Source organism: Bacillus sp. FS02, assembly GCF_024398395.1.
In the GTDB taxonomy this organism is placed as follows: Bacteria; Bacillota; Bacilli; order Bacillales; family Bacillaceae; genus Bacillus; species Bacillus altitudinis.
Map to the genome: position 1 here is coordinate 1,336,330 of NZ_CP074101.1, position 16,965 is coordinate 1,353,294.

The following is a 16,965-nucleotide window of genomic DNA, read 5'->3' on the forward strand; positions in this document are numbered from 1 at the left end:
TAAAAAAACACACTGTTTATCATTATTTAGACCGATTTTCCATTTTGAGAGAATCATGTATGATCAAAAAGAAAACGCTTTCAAAAAAGAGAGGGGAATGCCTTCATGTCTTACCGTGTAAAACGAATGTTGATGCTGCTTGTCACTGGATTATTCTTAAGTTTGTCCACATTTGCTGCAAGTGCCTCGGCACAAACGGGCGGGTCGTTTTATGAACCGTTCAACAACTATAATACGGGGTTATGGCAAAAAGCCGATGGGTACTCGAACGGAAATATGTTTAACTGTACGTGGCGCGCAAACAATGTCTCCATGACGTCGTTAGGGGAAATGCGATTATCGCTCACTAGTCCTTCGTATAATAAGTTTGACTGTGGAGAAAACCGCTCCGTTCAAACATATGGCTATGGACTTTATGAAGTCAACATGAAACCAGCCAAAAATGTTGGGATCGTGTCTTCGTTCTTTACTTATACGGGACCGACTGATGGTACGCCTTGGGATGAAATCGACATCGAATTTCTAGGAAAAGATACGACAAAGGTTCAGTTTAATTATTATACCAATGGTGTCGGAAATCATGAAAAAATCGTCAACCTTGGTTTTGATGCAGCAAACTCTTATCACACATATGCGTTCGACTGGCAGCCTAACTCGATTAAATGGTATGTGGACGGTCAATTAAAACATACGGCTACTACTCAAATCCCTCAAACACCTGGAAAGATTATGATGAACTTATGGAATGGTGCAGGTGTCGATGAATGGCTCGGCTCCTACAACGGTGTTACTCCACTTTACGCTCATTACAATTGGGTGCGTTACACAAAAAGATAACCACATCACAAAACCTGTGACAAGTCACAGGTTTTTCTTCATTTAAATAGAGTTCGTTTTTAATTGATGAACTAGTTTTTGTTCATAACTGTGGATAATATCTTCATAACTTTCAATCTTGTAATCTAACCGTTTAATCGTTTCTTCGATTTCCTTTTGTTTGTCTACAAGTCTTTCTCTCTCATTGACCAAAATACGCTTCCTTGAGGACAATGTACGATCCTCTCCCTCGATAAATAAAGCCGTATATTCTCTAAGAGCATCAATTGACAGACCCGCATTTCTCATACATTTAATAAATTCTATCCACTGAATATCTTCTTCTGTATAATCACGAACACCATTTTCATCACGCCTGATCGGTCTAATTAAACCTATATTCTCATAATACCTGAGCGTAGCAGTAGATAAATCGAGCTGCTTGGCGGCTTGTGCTATTTTCATTGTTTTCACCCTTCTCTTCTTTCTCTTACTTGACGATCTCCCTTTTCCCATCATCTCCATTTTTATCGAGAAGACAAGATACTTTTGGCTCAAATCTTGATTCAAGGTTGATGCTAAAGCCTGAATTGAGGCGATCACAGGGTTCTATGTTGACTTAAAGTTCACTTTAAGACGTACAGTATAGAGGAAGGACCGAATCTTACTTTTGAAAGGATGATCCAGAATGTGTCAGACGCACCAATCAAATGTTTTAAGTGTTTCCCATGCAAAAGCAAACTTTGAACGGACAACCATTGAACGAAGAGCACTTCGTCCACATGATATTTTAATTGATATTCAGTTTAGCGGGATCTGTCATTCAGATATCCACAGTGCCTTTGATGAATGGGGCGGCGGTATTTTCCCAATGGTTCCGGGTCATGAGATTACTGGAGTTGTTTCAGCTGTTGGGGATGCTGTCACGAAATTCAACATTGGTGATCGTGTAGGCGTCGGTTGTTTTGTCGATTCTTGCGGTACATGTGAATATTGCCAAAATGGAGATGAACAATATTGCAAGAAAGGAGTCGTTCAAACTTATAATAACCTGGATTATGATGGAGAACCAACTTACGGCGGCTACAGTCAGAAAATTGTTGTGACAGAACGATTTGTTGTCAATATTCCTGACCAGCTCTCCCTCGATGCCGCCAGCCCTCTTCTCTGTGCCGGTATCACAACGTATTCTCCGTTAAAACACTGGAAGGCTGGGCCTGGCAAAAAAGTGGCGATTGTCGGAATGGGCGGTCTAGGTCATGTCGCCATTCAATTTGCACGCGCACTTGGCGCTGAAGTGACTGTATTAAGCCGCTCTTTGAATAAAAAAGAAGAGGCACTATCATTTGGTGCAAGTGACTATTTTGCTACAAGTGACCCTGATACGTTTAAGACACTAGCCGGTCAATATGATCTCATTCTCAATACCGTCTCTGCCAATATCAACGTGGATGCCTATTTGTCCTTACTTCGTGTTGACGGAACATTAGTGAACGTCGGTGCACCACCAAAGCCAGACAACTTCCATGTGTTTTCATTAATTACGGGGCGTCGCAGCATCGCCGGCTCACTCGTTGGCGGCATCCAAGAAACACAAGAAATGCTCGATTTCGCAGCTGCTCACAAGATCGCACCACAAATTGAAGTGATCAACGCAAACCAAGTCGATGAAGCATATGAACGTGTGCTCAATAGTGATGTGCGTTATCGGTTTGTGATTGATATTTCAACATTATGATCGGATTCTATTTGGAAAGACCAGCTCAATGTCTGGTCTTTTTTTAATGATGGATATTCTGTTTTTCTTGTAGCAAGGATTCTTGAGGATATGATCAAAAACCACCCGAAATTATCATGAAAAAATCTCACTTTTTTAGAACCAAATTTATTGACAGAAAATAAATAAACATGTTATTATTAAAAATTTGATTATTTTACCTCTAAATGTGGTACCCTTAAAGTAGATACATGATATGGAGGCGGATGATATGTTTCAAATTGGTGATAATATTGTTTATCCAATGCACGGAGCAGGTATAATTGAAGCCATAGAAGAAAAAGAATTCTCTGATGAAAAACAATCGTATTATGTCATTAAGATGGCCGTTAGCCATATGAAAGTGATGATTCCTACAAGGAAGATGTCAAGGTCAAAGATAAGACCTGTTACAGATATACTTGCCTTAAAGAACATCATACACACTTTCCAAAATGGAACATCAGATAAGTTATTGCCATGGAAAGAGAGATATAAAATCAACACAGACAAAATAAAAACGGGCCACATACTAGAAGGCGCTGAAGTGGTACGTGATCTCATGCGGATGAAGAAAGAAAAAAAACTGAATGCAAGCGAAAAGAAAATGCTTGACGATGCTCATGGTTATTTGCTTAGTGAGCTAGAAGTCATCAAAGGAATCACTGAAAAACAAATCAAGAGTTTCTGCTAATATTGTCTACCTGCTTCCCCATTTTTTGAATACATTTTCTCTACGAACAAATCCCTCTATCTTCGACCAGTAAAGAAAAAAGAATTTATTTAGGCAAATTCCGCATATTGTAAATCCAATATGCTATACTGTTGATAAACCTTTGAAGCATGAATTTTTTTACGATTACCTTGTAACATCTCCCTACTTGTACGTTGAGTAGGGTTTTTTATTGCAGAAATATTGCAGAAATAAATGAAAACACAAAAAAACAGGCTCTCTACAGAGAACCTGTTTTAAAAATGAAGATTAAGCAGTTTTTTGAACGTTAGCAGCTTGAGCTCCACGAGAACCTTGCTCTACGTCAAAAGTTACTTTTTGACCTTCGTCTAAAGATTTAAATCCGTCACCTTGGATAGCTGAGAAATGTACGAATACATCGTCGCCTTCTTCACGTTCGATAAATCCAAAACCTTTTTCTGCGTTAAACCATTTTACTGTACCTTGTTCCATGTTTGTTGCCTCCTAGTGCGTTACCACACAATGTATTATACTATCCTTGCCCAAAGTATCCTCAAGACGAAAAGTCTTTCTTCATGCTATCCTTTACGCCGAACAAAAATAATTATTCTTATTGTAACATGAATCGGAAATTATTGCAATTTAGGATTTAAAAGAGTAAAATCAACGATCATATTCAATTTTGTTCTTCTCTGACTTTAAGATATTTTTTCTACAAAATGGGCGTTCAATCATGAAAGGAATAAATAAGTTCATAACGCAAACCTTTTTTTCAGACATCTGTCAGTTTTATTTAAAAGTAAAGAATAAGAAACATTACTTTACTCTTAGAAAATTGATGTCATTTTTATTTTAGTTAAGGTTAGCATCTCTATTCCTATCAATTCTTAAAGTAACTATAAGACTAGCTACGCTGGCTAAAGTTCCTGCAACAGAAACAACAATTGTTAAAAAATCTGGAATAAAAAATCCTATCGGAATAAGCCCAAGAAAAGATAGAACAATAAAACATTGATATACACTAGATATAGTTCTCACAATCAAGTGACTGAAAAAGGACATCACTAACGGAGGAATGAATAAACATAACATTATTCCAATTGATATTATTAAGATGTGAGGCTGATCAAATGAAATGACATGATCCCCAGGGGAATTTTTGGCTGCCACTAGCAAAACAACTATAGACATCATGAGAGTAAGTAAAACTAGAGAAAACCTTTTTATCATGTTATAACTCCTTTGGTCGATCTTATGCGACTTAATTTATTTTTATCAAATTATCTCATTATCACCTTTATTTAACAATATAAAAGGTGATTAGAAAACCATCCCATCATGACTAACAACTATTCTCTAGAGGATAGTCATTAAGATTTCACAGCTAAGTTAATTTGAAGTGGAGTCGTTTGTTCAAAGAGAAACTGATATTAAAATCGACTTGGGCACGTTTCCACCCTGCATACAATCGATGTATCTTGTGATCTCTTTCTAATAAAAGAGCACATAAAAAAATACCAAAGGTACACTACCCTCGGTATTTTTTAGAGGTGATCGAGAGGACTTAAACCTCCATGGGTTATTCACCCTGACTCCGATTTGCACAAATTTTGCACAAGATCTAATCTATTTCTTCACATTTTCCGACTCAAGTCTGTTTAACCAGTTATGGACTAATGAATGAAACACATCGGGTTGTTCAATCTGCAGGTTGTGACCAGCCATATCAAGCACTGCAAAAGTGGCCCTTGGATAGTCTTCGATCAGCCGCCACGCATCTTGATATCCGACTACATCGTCTTGACGCCCTGTGATCATGAGCGTGGGATATTGAAATTCAGCTGAAATGTCGAAGGTATAGCCATACCCATTTTGAAGAATGTTATTGATGAATTCATGATTTGTTTGTTTAGAAGGAAGGTAAATTTCATCGCGAAACCTCTCCCATTCCGTTTTTCCTTGCACAACCGCCATGGAGCAAAATGCATCCGCCTCCTCTGAAGACAAATGCGATATCAAGTGGCTGTCACTTTTTAGAACTGTCTTCTCTGGTACGACTCTTTCATCGAATGTAGGTATCGTCATTGGTGCCACAAGTAGTAATCCACGAACGGTTTCCCTGCGTGAATGAACAATCCCTCTAGCTATGTACCCTCCATACGAATAACCACAAACAATAAACTGTTCATCAGGAATAATCTCGTCCAAAAGACGCAATACCGCTTCTAACATATCGTCAGAGTTCTGAATAGATGGGTGAGGCTGGGAACGTCCCATACCCGGTAAGTCTATGTATATTCTTTTCCAACCGCTTTGTTTTTCAAATACCGGTTCCAATGCATGTAATATCACTTGATGGTCAAGTGTCCAACCATGCAATATCACGATCGGAAATCCTTCTCCAATGACTTTATGGTAAATTGACATGTATTTGCATCCCCTTTTCTAGCGCTTCCCTAGTAATCTCAAGGTTTTTGTTGTTTTGCTTGTTAGGAAACTATGTTGCGATAACCCCAAAAAACTTCTAACAAAAAATATTGTGCAGCCTGTTTATATTCTTTCACTTCATCATAACAAATCCCCATATTCATGTGTGACATTGAAATGCTTTATGTTACTTCAAATTTTAAAGAATTGAAAATTGTTCCAAAGCTCTTCTAATGAATTGATCAGTTTCTTGCTACAATAAATTGACAACGAACAGTTTGAACCACATACTCTCCATACACGCTAAAATATAAAATTGAGAGGAGAAATGAAATGAACCCTTTATTGTTAGATATTCCTTTACAGTTAGAAACAGAAAGACTCATTCTTCGAGCACCACACCAAACAGGAGACGGGAAAATTGTAAACCAAGCAATAAAGGATTCCTTTTCTGAATTAAAAGCGTGGCTGCCATTTGCTCATGAACTTCCTACTGCTGAAGAAACAGAGATCAATTTAAGAAATGCTCATATCAATTTTTTAAAAAGGGAGAGTTTCCGTTTTCTTATTTTTGATAAAAACAGCAATCACTTCATTGGGACAACTAGCCTTCAGAGGATTGACTGGACCATTCCTAAATGTGAGATTGGGTACTGGATAAATACAAAGTTTAGTGGGAATGGATATATGACAGAAGCAGTGGAGAAATTAGCTGACTTTGGATTAAACAATGTCAAATTTAGAAGGATTGAAATAAGGTGTGAATCAACAAACCTCAAAAGTCGGGCTATCCCAGAAAAACTTGGCTTTGTATTTGAAGGCACTTTAAGAAATGATGATTTATCCGCAGATGGCAGCAAGCTGACTGACACTTGTTTTTATTCCATAATAAAGTAACCTAATGAACATCAGCAATTAAAGTAATGGGTGCATTAGTGGAACAAGAAAAAACATAGCACATTATATAATATGCTATGTTTTTTAATTTTGGCCTTGATAAGTGGGTCTACTCCTCTAACATTGTCCTTATTGCCTTTACTTCTTCATAATCTGATGTTTTCTTTGATAAACCCTGACAGAAAGTTTTCAGCAGCAGGCTCTCAACACAAGACCACAATGTAACTGCAATCAGCTTCGACCTGTCACGAGGTACTTTTTTATCCGAGTCAATTTCTTTTATAGAGCAATTGGATTCACTCTCCATTCACAGATTTCTAAAGACTTTCCTCCTGATTAGCTTTCATGTTTCTTGCCATTTTTTCATAGTTCGGTCTGTTTTAACTCCGTCACCATCATTTCCACTGGTTTAACTTAATTTCAACGACCTCAACACTCTGTTCATGAAAGGACTCGTAACCTGTTTTAAAAAAACAAAAAAGATGCTACATGTTGAAACACCTTTTTTGTATTGACAGCTCTCATTAGCAGGGTAATATTACACTTGATTATTTAAAAAAGAATTTTTATACAACCAGTTTATAGCATCATTAAGGTCATTGGCTATATAGTCTATTTTAATCCCACTTAATTTATCAAAGTGTTCACTAAGCGAATATTCACCAGCCCCAGTTCTAACCAAAATTTTAATACTTCCTACTTTATCAGCTGCAACAATATCACTCCAACGGTCCCCGATTACGACACAATTTTCGAGAGTTAAATCGTGTTTTTGTTGAGCTTCCATTAACATTCCTATGCCGGGCTTCCTACAAGAGCATCCGTCATTATGACCGTGTGGACATATATATACTTCATCAAAACCAAAACCTTTCAATTCCTCTTTAAAATCTTCTACCTTAGCTAGTCCACTTGATATGCCAGGTTGATTTGTAAAAGAGAATATTTTCACATTATCTTTTTTTAGTTTATTAATTTGAATTGCTGTATAAGGAAAGAGTTCGAATTTTCCGGGATAATGAATAGTGTCATCACCACCAATTGTTCCATCTCTATCTAAAAAAATTGCTTCTATCTGTTTCATGTTATCCCCCATTATCTAGCAACTGATCCTGCGTTAAGATTTATTATTCCATTAGAAAATTTTGATGACATCAGTTTATCATAAATATTTATTATCAATATCCCCTAATAAAAATTAAAATCTTTTCAAATGTCTTTCTTTTCAATTTGTTTCATTCTTTCCAAGAAAGAGAAAAAGGATGTTCATGTTACAGACTTGCCAAATGAATTTACATAATAAGTTTCTACGTGGTGTCTTTGTAAATTACATTTGTTTCATACTCACCAACCATTCAACTTAATTATTAAGGAAGGCTCTGTTAACCTCTCATTAATTGAAAGAAGCTAAAAACATATCTTTAATATTGTGTTGTGTACTTCCGTGTACTGCGACTATCTACAAACAAAAACTTCAAAAATCTTCACTATCTTAAACACTCTCATATCGCTCTATTAATTGAACAAGGAGAAGAATGTATAAGGTCATTTATTTTCTAAAAAAGGCTACGGCTGAGAATTAGACGACAATATATAAAATATCAAACTCAAACAAAAAAATCCATTTACTTAAGATAAGTGGACAAATTCATTTAAAAGTTATAAAAAACAAAAAAACCAAAGGTCTACAACCTTTGGTTTCTTAGATGCGGCCGAGAGGACTTGAACCTCCACGGGTTATTCACCCACTAGGCCCTCAACCTAGCGCGTCTGCCATTCCGCCACGACCGCGTGTATGATGTGCTCATATATTCATAAGTGCACTGTTTGAAAAAACAATGCGGGTGAAGGGACTTGAACCCCCACGTCATAAAGACACTAGATCCTAAGTCTAGCGCGTCTGCCAATTCCGCCACACCCGCGTGACAATGGTGAGCCATGAAGGACTCGAACCTTCGACCCTCTGATTAAAAGTCAGATGCTCTACCAACTGAGCTAATGGCTCATCTGCTATGCAGAAAAACATATATAAAAAAATGGCTGGGCTAGCTGGATTCGAACCAACGCATGACGGAGTCAAAGTCCGTTGCCTTACCGCTTGGCTATAGCCCAACGAATCAACATAAAAAGAAAACATGACCCGTACGGGATTCGAACCCGTGTTACCGCCGTGAAAGGGCGGTGTCTTAACCGCTTGACCAACGGGCCATATCATAATGGCGGAGAAGGAGGGATTTGAACCCTCGCGCCGCTCGCGCGACCTACACCCTTAGCAGGGGCGCCTCTTCAGCCACTTGAGTACTTCTCCATTATGGCTCCGCAGGTAGGACTCGAACCTACGACCGATCGGTTAACAGCCGATAGCTCTACCACTGAGCTACTGCGGAATAATAAGACATGTTTCATTATATCTATGCCAGAAAAATGTGTCAAGAATTTTTAAACGTTTCATTCCTGCTCCATTTGCGACGGCTTTTATAATTTAACATATACTAATATAACAGTCAAGCCTTTTCCCCTTCCTTTTTTAACTTACCATGACAAATCCCGCAGACATATCGCGTGGTGTCAAATCGGCGCTTCCTCGTATAATGTCTTCCGCAACCTGTGCACACATAGTAATGAAGCGTCACCGCTCTTTTTTTCTTTTGAACGGTCTTCAGCGGGGTACAAAAGCGCGGGGCTCCTAATTGCTGCAAGAGTTCACGAAAATCCCTGTCCCGATGCTGATAGCCCTTTCCTTCAAGGTGCAGGTGATAATGACATAGTTCATGCTTAATGATACCGATCAATTCGTCTCTGCCATGCTCCTCAAGATATCGGCGATTTAGCTCAATATTGTGTGTTCCAAGTAAATATCGCCCGCCTGTCGTTTTAAGACGGTCATTAAAAACAGCCTGATGGCGAAACGCCTTACCAAAGAACTGCTCTGAAATGTCTTCTGTTAACTGCTGTAACTCGCTCTCGTTCAATCAAGATCGTTCCTTTCTATAAAAACCTCGAACGGGACAATTTCCTCTTTGCATACATTGAAGGTACACCCACTGTTTTGATCAAAGGAGGAATGGGCGATGCCCAACTGGCTGAAAAATCAGATGCAGAAAGCATTTTATGAGAAAAATCATTATCAAATCAAATTGCTCAATCAATGCTGGTACTTCTATAGAAAAAAACATTCAGTCACATCAAGGCACACCCCATCCTAAGGTGCGCCTCGTTTTTTGTTTACTCTGGTTTTAGCATCGATAGAGCTACCCGGCCTTTTGCCTGGTCAACGGAGTCTACCCATACGGTCACAATGTCACCAACTGATACCACGTCGAGCGGATGTTTCACAAATCGATTGCTTAGCTTGGAAATGTGGACAAGTCCATCCTGCTTGACGCCAATATCAACGAATGCGCCGAAGTCTACGACGTTTCTCACCGTTCCTTGTAGCTCCATCCCTTGCTTCAAGTCCTCCAATTTCAACACGTCTGTTTTCAAAAGCGGCTTTGGTACTTCATCGCGCGGATCACGCTCAGGTCTTGTGAGCTGATCAATGATATCTTGAAGAGTGATTGAGCCAATTTCAAGCTGTTCTGCTGCTTCGTCCAGCTTCACCCCTGCAATTTTCTCTTTTAACTGTTCTGTTCCAAGATCGTCTGGCGTCATCTTAATCATGCGTAAGAACTGATTTGTTTCTTTATAGCTTTCAGGGTGAATACCCGTGCGGTCAAGTGGATCTTGTCCATCTGCGATGCGCAGGAAGCCGATACACTGCTCATAAGTCTTTGCACCAAGCCTCGGGATATCCTTCAGCTCTTTTCTGCTTGTGAATCTCCCAATCTCTTCACGGCGCTTGACGATGTTTCCTGCGACGGCTTTTGAAAGACCTGACACATATTGCAGCAGCGCCTGTGAGGCTGTATTAACGTTCACACCGACTTGGTTAACAACCGTTTCTACCACAAAGGTTAACGAGCTGTTTAATTGCTTTTGACTCACATCGTGCTGGTATTGTCCTACACCGACAGATTTTGGATCTATTTTTACGAGCTCTGCTAATGGATCTTGTAATCTTCGAGCAATGGATATAGCGCTTCGTTCTTCCACTTGCAAGTCTGGAAACTCTTCTCTTGCCAGCGCAGATGCAGAGTATACACTTGCCCCTGCTTCATTCACGATCAAATATGAAACTGGCTGGTCCAGCTCTTGGATCAAGTCTGCGATGAATTGTTCGGTCTCTCTTGAGGCTGTTCCGTTTCCGATCGCAATGACTTCAATGTTGGATGATTGAATGATTTCTTTCACTTTTTGTTTGGCTTCCGCTTTTTTCTGCACAGGCGGGTGCGGATAAATGACGCCAATATGATGGACTTTTCCTGTATCATCCACGACGGCTAATTTACAGCCTGTACGAAACGCAGGGTCTACCCCAAGTACACGTTTCCCTTTCATCGGCGGTTGAAGAAGGAGCTTTCTTAAGTTTTCAGCGAAAATATGAATGGCTTGTTCCTCAGCTTTTTCTGTCAGCTCTTTTCGTATTTCCCGTTCAATTGATGGCTGAATCAGGCGTTTATATGCATCATCAATGGCCGCTTCAATGTAAGGTCTCGCCGTCGTTTGCTTGCCTTTTAAGACTTGTTTATCGAGGTAGAAACGAATATTTTCAGCAGGTGGTTCAATGGCTGCTTTCAAAACCCCTTCTTTCTCGCCTCGGTTGACCGCAAGTACACGATGGGGCACAATTTTTTTAATCGGCTCTTGATAGTCGTAATACATTTCATAGACGTTTTTCTCGTCGTTTTCAACGTCTTTTCCTGATGTGACAAGACTTCCCTTTTGGTACGTCTCACTGCGAATCCATTTCCGCATATCTGGATCATCAGCCAGCTGTTCAGCAATAATGTGCTGGGCACCCTCCAGTGCTTCTTCTGCAGTTGTGACTTCTTTTTCTTCATTGATAAAAGCCGATGCTTTCTTTTCGATCTCATCGTTTGGCAGCTGCAGTAAATACTCCGCCAGCGGCTCAAGTCCTTTTGCTTTGGCTACATTTGCCTTTGTTTTACGCTTTTGTTTAAATGGGCGATATAAATCTTCGACCTCTTGTAGCTTATGCGCCTGTTCGATCTTCTGTTTTAATTCATCTGTTAATTTGTCTTGTTCAGCGATTAAGCGAATCACTTCTTCTTTTCGATTCGTCACATTTTGGATATATGTATAGCGTTCAGAAATGGTTTGAATTTGCACCTCATCTAGTGAGCCTGTCTGCTCTTTCCGGTAACGTGCAATAAACGGGACGGTGTTGCCATCCTCTAATAGCTGGATCACACTTCCAATTTGTTTTGTTGAAAGCTTTAATTCTGTCGCAATTTGTTTCAATAAAAAGTCAGATGTCTTCATACTTTGCATCCTCTCACTGTGTCTTCTCTTTTAGTGTATCAAAAAAACCGGCAAAACAGAAAAAAGGTCAGCTATTTCATGTAAGCTGACCAAGTACATAGGTGAGATCGTCCTTCTTGTCTTGTGTGTATGTTTCAAGTTGTTTGGCGATGTCTGCAACTGAATGGCTATGCTTTAAACACATTCGCATGTTTGGCACATTCAGTCCGTCGGAATACATAATGAATGTCGATCCTTTTTCGTAGGAATAGGTGTATGTTTTATATTTTCTAGGTTTACCTGATAGATATCCTGATGTCGGAAGTGGATAAATATAGTCGCCAGAAGGTGCATTCAAGATAAATCGGATATTGCCAACCGAACAATAGGTAAACTGCTGCTGGGAAAAATTCACCTTTAATATGGCTACAGTGGCCCCGCGTTTATTTTTCATGGCCTGATTGCATCTATCGATGAGGGTTGTTACATCCTCATGTCCATATTCTTCGACAATTTCGCTGACTAAAGAAGATGATTCATTGGCGAACTGGCCGCTGCCTAATCCGTCTGCTACAGCACAAATTAGTTCTTCATCATCTGCTTTAATAAAAAAACTGTCCCCGCAGCATGATTTTCCTTCTTTGTTTGATTGATAGATAATGGCGTTTACATGCTCATGGTGTTCGATCTGCTTCATTACCCTAGCTCCATAGACGCATCTTCTGACAATGCATCTCGTAGCTTTTTAACTGCCTTCCGCTGCAGCCTTGATACATGCATTTGAGATATGCCGAGTAAATCGCCTGTTTCTTTCTGGCTTTTATTTTGCAAATACGTGAGATTGATAATTTCTTTTTCTCTATCTGTCAGAACGTGAAGCACACTTTCAAGCATCATTTTTTGGTTTACACGTTCGTACCCTTCTTCTTGTGAGCCGACAACGTCTAAAATCGTCACAGTGCTTCCTTCAGAATCAGCCTCTACGCCTTGGTCAACAGACAGCGCTTGATAGCTTTTGCCCATCTCCATTGTTTCAAGAACTTCTTCTTCTGTTACATCTAGATATTCTGCAATTTCTTGTACTTTAGGTGACTTTTGCGTTTCCGTTGTCAGGTGATCAACTGCCATCTTGATTCTTGGTCCAAGCTCTTTAATTCGTCTTGGTACATGGACACTCCATGTTTTATCACGTAAAAAGCGTTTGATTTCCCCAATAATGGTTGGAATGGCAAATGCCTCAAATGATTTACCGACAAGTGGATCATAACGCTTAATTGCGCCGAGTAGACCAATCATTCCAACTTGTCTTAAATCCTCATGAAAGCTTTTTCCTTTGGAGTATTTCTTCGCGAGCATATCCACAAGGTTTGTATAACACTCAACTAGTGTCAGCTGCGCCTGCTCGTCTTGGTTGGATTGATAGCTTTGAATGAGGCGATCCACTTCATCTTTAGTTAGTTTCATAGTTTTGGATGGTTGTGTCATGGTCAACTCGCTCCCTGTTTAAAAACTTTGTCATTGCCACGGTAACTCCGGAGTTTGCTTGCACCTCGACTTCATCCATCAATGTTTGCATTAAGTATAAACCAAGACCTCCTTCTGCCAATTGATCCACCGTATGAGCAGATGTGTACGGCCCTAGGTCTTCCTGCTTTTGCTTAAAGTCAAAGCTACCGCCTTTATCAGCGACAATAATTTCTAGACGATCTTCATAGACAAGAAAGCGAACCGCTACCTCTCCATCTTCGCCATCTGCACCTTTATAGGCATGCTGAACTGCATTGGTACACGCCTCACTGACGGCAATTTTCAAGTCCTCAATCTCTTCGTAGGCATAGCCCATCCGGCTTGCAACGCCTGAAAGAGTCAGACGAATGATGCCTACGTATTCTGGTTTCGCCGGTATTTTCATCTCGATTAGATCTACTGATTCGTTCATTGTACCCCACCCTCTGACTTTGCAGAAATGTCAATGATGTCCTTTAGTCCAGTGATTTCAAACAATCTGACAAGCCGATCCGACAAGTTCTCAAGCTTTAATGATCCTCCTGCTTTTTGAGCCGCTTTGAACAGCCCAACAAACACACCTAAACCTGTACTATCCATGTAAGTAACATCTTTCAGACAAATGTCAAGATGCTCTCCTTTCTCTGCTTTGGGCATAAGGGTTTCTCTCAGCTCAGGAGCAGAGTACACATCGATTTCTCCGCTGACACTAATTTTCGTCTTATGATCTATTTGATGCTCTTTTACAGACATATTCATTATGCATTCACCTCGAAATTCTTGTTTCCTAAAGTTTTATATACCCGCATATTCACTTTCTAAACCTTTCTTTTAAGGACAAGTAAAGTAAAGTCATCGTGAAGCTGAAAATCTTGTAATTTGAGTAAGCTTGCATAGATAGCGTCGACCATTTCCTGCGCTGAATAGGAAAGATGCTCTGCTATGAGCGCTTTGATATCTTCGCGCTCTAAGAAGCCGTCCTCTGACTTGGATTCGGTGACCCCATCTGAAAATAAGATCACCATATCTCCTACGTCCAAATGTTGCTCATATTCCCTGTAATCAAAGTCTGGTGCGATTCCAAGAACAAGACCCTTTGCATCTAAATCGTAAAATTGATTCTCTTTTTTGCAATAGAAAAAGCCCGGCTCATGTCCAGCCGATGCGTACTTAAATTCATGTGTTTCTTTATTATAGCTGCCATAAAACATGGTGATAAACATGCTTGGGTCTACGTTTTGCTCGACCACACGATTAAGGGTTTTGAGCACTTTCGTTGGGCCGCTGCCTGACTCTGGCAAGGAATCCATCGCATACTTAATCATCGACATACAGAGCGCAGCTGGAATTCCTTTCCCAATGACGTCTGCAATCGCGATATTGATTGTATCGTGATCTGTTACGAAATGGTAATAATCCCCACTCATCTGTTTTGCCGGCACACTGATGGCTCCGATATCAAATGTGTCTCCTTCTGGAATTTTCGTTTCCAGAAGGGTTTGCTGAACATTTGCAGCAATTTCAATTTCCGACTTAATTTCTTGCTGGATGCCTCTTAGTGTTAAATGCTCCTGGTAGGCAAGGCCATATCCAATCATCACTTCAATTAAGAAGTCTAGTGAATGAAAGACATCTTCCGGCAAATCAGGGTAAAGCTCCTGAATCACTTTTCGGTGAACACTCACTATTTCTTCAGGAGGTATTTGATGCTCAATGGTTTTTCGGCTAAATTTTTGAGCTTGATAAAGCGATGTTTCAGTTAAATCACTGATATAACGACTGAGCAGCTGATGATACCGCTGCTCCATTACCTCCTTAAAATCCATGGTTTCCCTCCTAGCGAAGCCACTTGACAGCTTGTATCTCAGTTCCTTGTTCTGGTGCAGAATCTAATGTGAAATCATCCATCAGCCTTCTGACTCCCGGAAGACCTGCTCCGAGTCCGCCTGATGTTGAGAATCCATCTTCCATCACTTTGCGTATATCCGTAATACCAGGCCCCTCATCGGCTGCGATGACTTTGAGTCCACGCTTTCCGCGCTCCATTACTTCTTCTATACAAATCTGACCTTTACCAGCGTATAAATAGATGTTACGAGCTAATTCTGAAATGGCCGTCGTAATTCTTGCTTGGTCAACTGTTCCAAAACCAAGTTCTTTTGCAACATTGCGCCCCAATTGTCTTGCTGCGACTATGTCCCATTCCGTCAATATTTTTACACAGGATTGGTCTTTCATATCTATTCCCCCAATTCCCGCTTCAGTGTCTCAAGCCCTTGTTCAAGATCTAGTGCTGTCTGAATTTCTTCCAGCGAAATGCCAAGTTCAATGAGCGTCACAGCAACTGCCGGCTGTATTCCTGTTAATACAACTTTTGCCCCCATGAGCTTAGACATGGTAATGACATCACCTAATACCTTGGCGATAAATGAATCAATCATATCGACAGACGTTAGATCGATGACAACACCGTTTGCTCCTGTTTCATGAATTTTATTCAGCAAGTCTTCTTGAAAATGAAGAGCTGTTTGGTCATCAAGCTCCCACTGAATCGAAATCAGAAGACAGTTATATAGTTTTAAGATTGGAATCTTCGGGTGATTTCTCACTAGGTTATCCCTCCAATGAAACAATTTTTCGATTTGTCATTTCCAAAGCAGTTTGAATTCCTTTTTGAAGGGTATTCTTTGTTGTAACCTGAGATAAATCAATTCCGAGGTTAACGATCGTTTGAGCAATTTCGGGGCGAATACCGACCAGCAAACATTTCGCACCTACTAATCTCACAGCCTCGGACGCTTGAATGATGTGGTGCGCAACCATCGTATCAACAACAGGAACACCCGTGATATCGATCAAGACAACCTGTGAACGATGCTTTACGACACCATTCAGTAAATTCTCCATAATTTTTTTCGCACGTTCTGTATCAATTGTTCCAACAAGCGGCATGACGGTGATATGCTCAAATACTGGGATCAGCGGGGCAGACAGTTCCTGCAGCGCGATTTTTTGAAGGTTCACGGTTTTTTCCCATGAGATGGAATATTGATTCAAAATTTCATTATGAATCGGTGTGATGAATCGATCAATTTGCCAGATGAGGTCATTGCTCTCTTCTGCTGTATCTTTGTCGTTGTTCATTTTTTGATATAAATGAGTACGGATTTCTGTTAGACCATTTGCCAGTAACTTAAGTGATATACCCATTTGAACAATTTTTAAAGCAAAAGTTTGCATTTTTTCTTCAAAATCTTCGGCATATCCCTCAGAAAGAGAGGCAATAATGAGCTGAACATATTCCGAACAGATGGTTTCATACATTTTGTCGTTCAGCATCATGTCCGTTTCTTCTTCACCGAGTCGTTTAAAAATGTCCGTCCACTCTTTTTCTAATTCCTTTTGATGCTCTCTTGCGAATGCTAACACGATATGATTCGACATGTTTTACCCCCTGCGTACATAAAAAGCACTTCTTTTAGTCTTTCTTCATTATAACGTTAAT

20 protein-coding genes, 7 tRNA genes and 1 pseudogene are annotated in these 16,965 nt (G+C 39.9%); 5 read left to right on the top strand and 23 right to left on the bottom strand.

Annotated elements, in window-relative coordinates:
- Positions 1–105: 105 nt before the first annotated feature.
- A complete protein-coding gene (locus KFQ09_RS06875; RefSeq protein WP_047947368.1) occupies positions 106–837 on the top strand; it encodes a beta-glucanase in 732 nt (243 codons plus the stop codon).
- Positions 838–879: 42 nt separating this feature from the next.
- On the opposite strand, the gene KFQ09_RS06880 is transcribed toward KFQ09_RS06875, so the two are convergent.
- Positions 880–1,281 carry a MerR family transcriptional regulator gene (locus tag KFQ09_RS06880; RefSeq protein WP_046342750.1) on the bottom strand — a complete coding sequence of 134 codons (402 nt, stop codon included), beginning with the start codon at positions 1,279–1,281 and terminating at the stop codon, positions 880–882.
- A gap of 223 nt (positions 1,282–1,504) precedes the next feature.
- Between KFQ09_RS06880 and KFQ09_RS06885 the strand changes: the two genes are divergently transcribed.
- Positions 1,505–2,554, top strand: coding sequence for an NAD(P)-dependent alcohol dehydrogenase (locus KFQ09_RS06885; protein WP_181891252.1), 1,050 nt, complete (start codon positions 1,505–1,507; stop codon positions 2,552–2,554).
- 250 nt (positions 2,555–2,804) lie between these two features.
- Positions 2,805–3,266: a CarD family transcriptional regulator gene (locus KFQ09_RS06890; protein WP_050826994.1), complete on the top strand. Its 462-nt coding sequence runs from the start codon at positions 2,805–2,807 to the stop codon at positions 3,264–3,266.
- A gap of 288 nt (positions 3,267–3,554) precedes the next feature.
- Here KFQ09_RS06890 and KFQ09_RS06895 read toward each other — a convergent pair whose 3' ends face one another.
- The 3 genes from KFQ09_RS06895 to KFQ09_RS06905 all read right to left on the bottom strand — a co-directional run bounded on the left by KFQ09_RS06895 (position 3,555) and on the right by KFQ09_RS06905 (position 5,693).
- On the bottom strand, positions 3,555–3,758 hold the full coding sequence (locus KFQ09_RS06895; RefSeq protein WP_003214229.1) for a cold-shock protein: 204 nt from the start codon (positions 3,756–3,758) through the stop codon (positions 3,555–3,557).
- A gap of 360 nt (positions 3,759–4,118) precedes the next feature.
- Positions 4,119–4,496 carry a hypothetical protein gene (locus KFQ09_RS06900; protein WP_050826993.1) on the bottom strand — a complete coding sequence of 126 codons (378 nt, stop codon included), beginning with the start codon at positions 4,494–4,496 and terminating at the stop codon, positions 4,119–4,121.
- A gap of 396 nt (positions 4,497–4,892) precedes the next feature.
- On the bottom strand, positions 4,893–5,693 hold the full coding sequence (locus KFQ09_RS06905; protein WP_050826992.1) for an alpha/beta fold hydrolase: 801 nt from the start codon (positions 5,691–5,693) through the stop codon (positions 4,893–4,895).
- Between the two features lie 333 nt (positions 5,694–6,026).
- Between KFQ09_RS06905 and KFQ09_RS06915 the strand changes: the two genes are divergently transcribed.
- Complete coding sequence (locus tag KFQ09_RS06915) at positions 6,027–6,590, top strand: GNAT family N-acetyltransferase (protein ID WP_050826991.1); 564 nt, start codon at positions 6,027–6,029, stop codon at positions 6,588–6,590.
- A 193-nt stretch (positions 6,591–6,783) separates the two neighbouring features.
- Here KFQ09_RS06915 and KFQ09_RS06920 read toward each other — a convergent pair.
- From KFQ09_RS06920 to KFQ09_RS06965, 10 genes and pseudogenes are all read right to left on the bottom strand, one after another.
- Positions 6,784–6,855, bottom strand: a pseudogene (locus tag KFQ09_RS06920) (hypothetical protein); the annotation flags it as partial.
- 273 nt (positions 6,856–7,128) lie between these two features.
- The gene (locus tag KFQ09_RS06925; protein ID WP_050826989.1) at positions 7,129–7,674 is read right to left on the bottom strand and encodes an HAD-IIIA family hydrolase; all 546 of its coding nucleotides are present in this window, start codon (positions 7,672–7,674) and stop codon (positions 7,129–7,131) included.
- Positions 7,675–8,297: 623 nt separating this feature from the next.
- Positions 8,298–8,381 (bottom strand) — tRNA-Leu (locus KFQ09_RS06930).
- A gap of 48 nt (positions 8,382–8,429) precedes the next feature.
- Positions 8,430–8,512, bottom strand: a tRNA-Leu gene (locus tag KFQ09_RS06935).
- Between the two features lie 7 nt (positions 8,513–8,519).
- Positions 8,520–8,595: transfer RNA gene (locus KFQ09_RS06940), tRNA-Lys, on the bottom strand.
- Between the two features lie 32 nt (positions 8,596–8,627).
- Positions 8,628–8,702, bottom strand: a tRNA-Gln gene (locus tag KFQ09_RS06945).
- A 24-nt stretch (positions 8,703–8,726) separates the two neighbouring features.
- A tRNA-Glu gene (locus KFQ09_RS06950) sits at positions 8,727–8,798 on the bottom strand.
- A gap of 9 nt (positions 8,799–8,807) precedes the next feature.
- A tRNA-Ser gene (locus KFQ09_RS06955) sits at positions 8,808–8,898 on the bottom strand.
- 4 nt (positions 8,899–8,902) lie between these two features.
- Positions 8,903–8,977 (bottom strand) — tRNA-Asn (locus KFQ09_RS06960).
- 117 nt (positions 8,978–9,094) lie between these two features.
- Positions 9,095–9,562, bottom strand: coding sequence for a SprT family protein (locus KFQ09_RS06965; RefSeq protein WP_255836141.1), 468 nt, complete (start codon positions 9,560–9,562; stop codon positions 9,095–9,097).
- A 99-nt stretch (positions 9,563–9,661) separates the two neighbouring features.
- Here KFQ09_RS06965 and cmpA point away from each other — a divergent pair, with 99 nt between their 5' ends.
- Positions 9,662–9,796, top strand: coding sequence for a cortex morphogenetic protein CmpA (gene cmpA, locus KFQ09_RS06970; protein ID WP_008346893.1), 135 nt, complete (start codon positions 9,662–9,664; stop codon positions 9,794–9,796).
- Between the two features lie 19 nt (positions 9,797–9,815).
- Here the strand turns inward: cmpA and KFQ09_RS06975 are convergent, their stop codons facing one another.
- From KFQ09_RS06975 to KFQ09_RS07015, 9 genes are all read right to left on the bottom strand, one after another.
- Positions 9,816–11,975, bottom strand: a complete 2,160-nt coding sequence (locus tag KFQ09_RS06975) for a Tex family protein (RefSeq protein WP_255836143.1) — start codon at positions 11,973–11,975, stop codon at positions 9,816–9,818.
- A 76-nt stretch (positions 11,976–12,051) separates the two neighbouring features.
- Positions 12,052–12,651, bottom strand: coding sequence for a PP2C family serine/threonine-protein phosphatase (locus KFQ09_RS06980; RefSeq protein ID WP_255836144.1), 600 nt, complete (start codon positions 12,649–12,651; stop codon positions 12,052–12,054).
- A complete protein-coding gene (gene sigB, locus KFQ09_RS06985) occupies positions 12,651–13,439 on the bottom strand; it encodes an RNA polymerase sigma factor SigB (RefSeq protein WP_012009000.1) in 789 nt (262 codons plus the stop codon). Before sigB ends, KFQ09_RS06980 begins: the two co-directional genes overlap by 1 nt.
- Complete coding sequence (gene rsbW / locus KFQ09_RS06990; protein WP_007496471.1) at positions 13,405–13,893, bottom strand: anti-sigma B factor RsbW; 489 nt, start codon at positions 13,891–13,893, stop codon at positions 13,405–13,407. Before rsbW ends, sigB begins: the two co-directional genes overlap by 35 nt.
- Positions 13,890–14,219 carry an anti-sigma factor antagonist gene (locus KFQ09_RS06995; RefSeq protein WP_008346902.1) on the bottom strand — a complete coding sequence of 110 codons (330 nt, stop codon included), beginning with the start codon at positions 14,217–14,219 and terminating at the stop codon, positions 13,890–13,892. The genes rsbW and KFQ09_RS06995 overlap by 4 nt, the downstream gene beginning before the upstream one ends.
- A gap of 59 nt (positions 14,220–14,278) precedes the next feature.
- On the bottom strand, positions 14,279–15,286 hold the full coding sequence (locus KFQ09_RS07000) for a PP2C family protein-serine/threonine phosphatase (protein ID WP_008346904.1): 1,008 nt from the start codon (positions 15,284–15,286) through the stop codon (positions 14,279–14,281).
- Positions 15,287–15,296: 10 nt separating this feature from the next.
- Positions 15,297–15,698: an anti-sigma regulatory factor gene (locus KFQ09_RS07005; protein WP_019744214.1), complete on the bottom strand. Its 402-nt coding sequence runs from the start codon at positions 15,696–15,698 to the stop codon at positions 15,297–15,299.
- 2 nt (positions 15,699–15,700) lie between these two features.
- On the bottom strand, positions 15,701–16,069 hold the full coding sequence (rsbS, locus tag KFQ09_RS07010; RefSeq protein WP_003214235.1) for an RsbT antagonist protein RsbS: 369 nt from the start codon (positions 16,067–16,069) through the stop codon (positions 15,701–15,703).
- Positions 16,070–16,073: 4 nt separating this feature from the next.
- Positions 16,074–16,904, bottom strand: coding sequence for an RsbT co-antagonist protein RsbRA (locus tag KFQ09_RS07015; RefSeq protein WP_008346908.1), 831 nt, complete (start codon positions 16,902–16,904; stop codon positions 16,074–16,076).
- Between the last annotated feature and the right edge of the window lie 61 nt (positions 16,905–16,965).

What these genes read in the sequence shown, in the direction of transcription:
- KFQ09_RS06875 (WP_047947368.1), top strand. Translation starts at nt 106, where the DNA reads ATGTCTTACCGTGTAAAACGAATGTTGATGCTGCTTGTCACTGGATTA.
- KFQ09_RS06880 (WP_046342750.1), bottom strand. Translation starts at nt 1,281, where the DNA reads ATGAAAATAGCACAAGCCGCCAAGCAGCTCGATTTATCTACTGCTACG.
- KFQ09_RS06885 (WP_181891252.1), top strand. Translation starts at nt 1,505, where the DNA reads ATGTGTCAGACGCACCAATCAAATGTTTTAAGTGTTTCCCATGCAAAA.
- KFQ09_RS06890 (WP_050826994.1), top strand. Translation starts at nt 2,805, where the DNA reads ATGTTTCAAATTGGTGATAATATTGTTTATCCAATGCACGGAGCAGGT.
- KFQ09_RS06895 (WP_003214229.1), bottom strand. Translation starts at nt 3,758, where the DNA reads ATGGAACAAGGTACAGTAAAATGGTTTAACGCAGAAAAAGGTTTTGGA.
- KFQ09_RS06900 (WP_050826993.1), bottom strand. Translation starts at nt 4,496, where the DNA reads ATGATAAAAAGGTTTTCTCTAGTTTTACTTACTCTCATGATGTCTATA.
- KFQ09_RS06905 (WP_050826992.1), bottom strand. Translation starts at nt 5,693, where the DNA reads ATGTCAATTTACCATAAAGTCATTGGAGAAGGATTTCCGATCGTGATA.
- KFQ09_RS06915 (WP_050826991.1), top strand. Translation starts at nt 6,027, where the DNA reads ATGAACCCTTTATTGTTAGATATTCCTTTACAGTTAGAAACAGAAAGA.
- KFQ09_RS06925 (WP_050826989.1), bottom strand. Translation starts at nt 7,674, where the DNA reads ATGAAACAGATAGAAGCAATTTTTTTAGATAGAGATGGAACAATTGGT.
- cmpA (WP_008346893.1), top strand. Translation starts at nt 9,662, where the DNA reads ATGCCCAACTGGCTGAAAAATCAGATGCAGAAAGCATTTTATGAGAAA.
- KFQ09_RS06975 (WP_255836143.1), bottom strand. Translation starts at nt 11,975, where the DNA reads ATGAAGACATCTGACTTTTTATTGAAACAAATTGCGACAGAATTAAAG.
- KFQ09_RS06980 (WP_255836144.1), bottom strand. Translation starts at nt 12,651, where the DNA reads ATGAAGCAGATCGAACACCATGAGCATGTAAACGCCATTATCTATCAA.
- sigB (WP_012009000.1), bottom strand. Translation starts at nt 13,439, where the DNA reads ATGACACAACCATCCAAAACTATGAAACTAACTAAAGATGAAGTGGAT.
- rsbW (WP_007496471.1), bottom strand. Translation starts at nt 13,893, where the DNA reads ATGAACGAATCAGTAGATCTAATCGAGATGAAAATACCGGCGAAACCA.
- KFQ09_RS06995 (WP_008346902.1), bottom strand. Translation starts at nt 14,219, where the DNA reads ATGAATATGTCTGTAAAAGAGCATCAAATAGATCATAAGACGAAAATT.
- KFQ09_RS07000 (WP_008346904.1), bottom strand. Translation starts at nt 15,286, where the DNA reads ATGGATTTTAAGGAGGTAATGGAGCAGCGGTATCATCAGCTGCTCAGT.
- KFQ09_RS07005 (WP_019744214.1), bottom strand. Translation starts at nt 15,698, where the DNA reads ATGAAAGACCAATCCTGTGTAAAAATATTGACGGAATGGGACATAGTC.
- KFQ09_RS07015 (WP_008346908.1), bottom strand. Translation starts at nt 16,904, where the DNA reads ATGTCGAATCATATCGTGTTAGCATTCGCAAGAGAGCATCAAAAGGAA.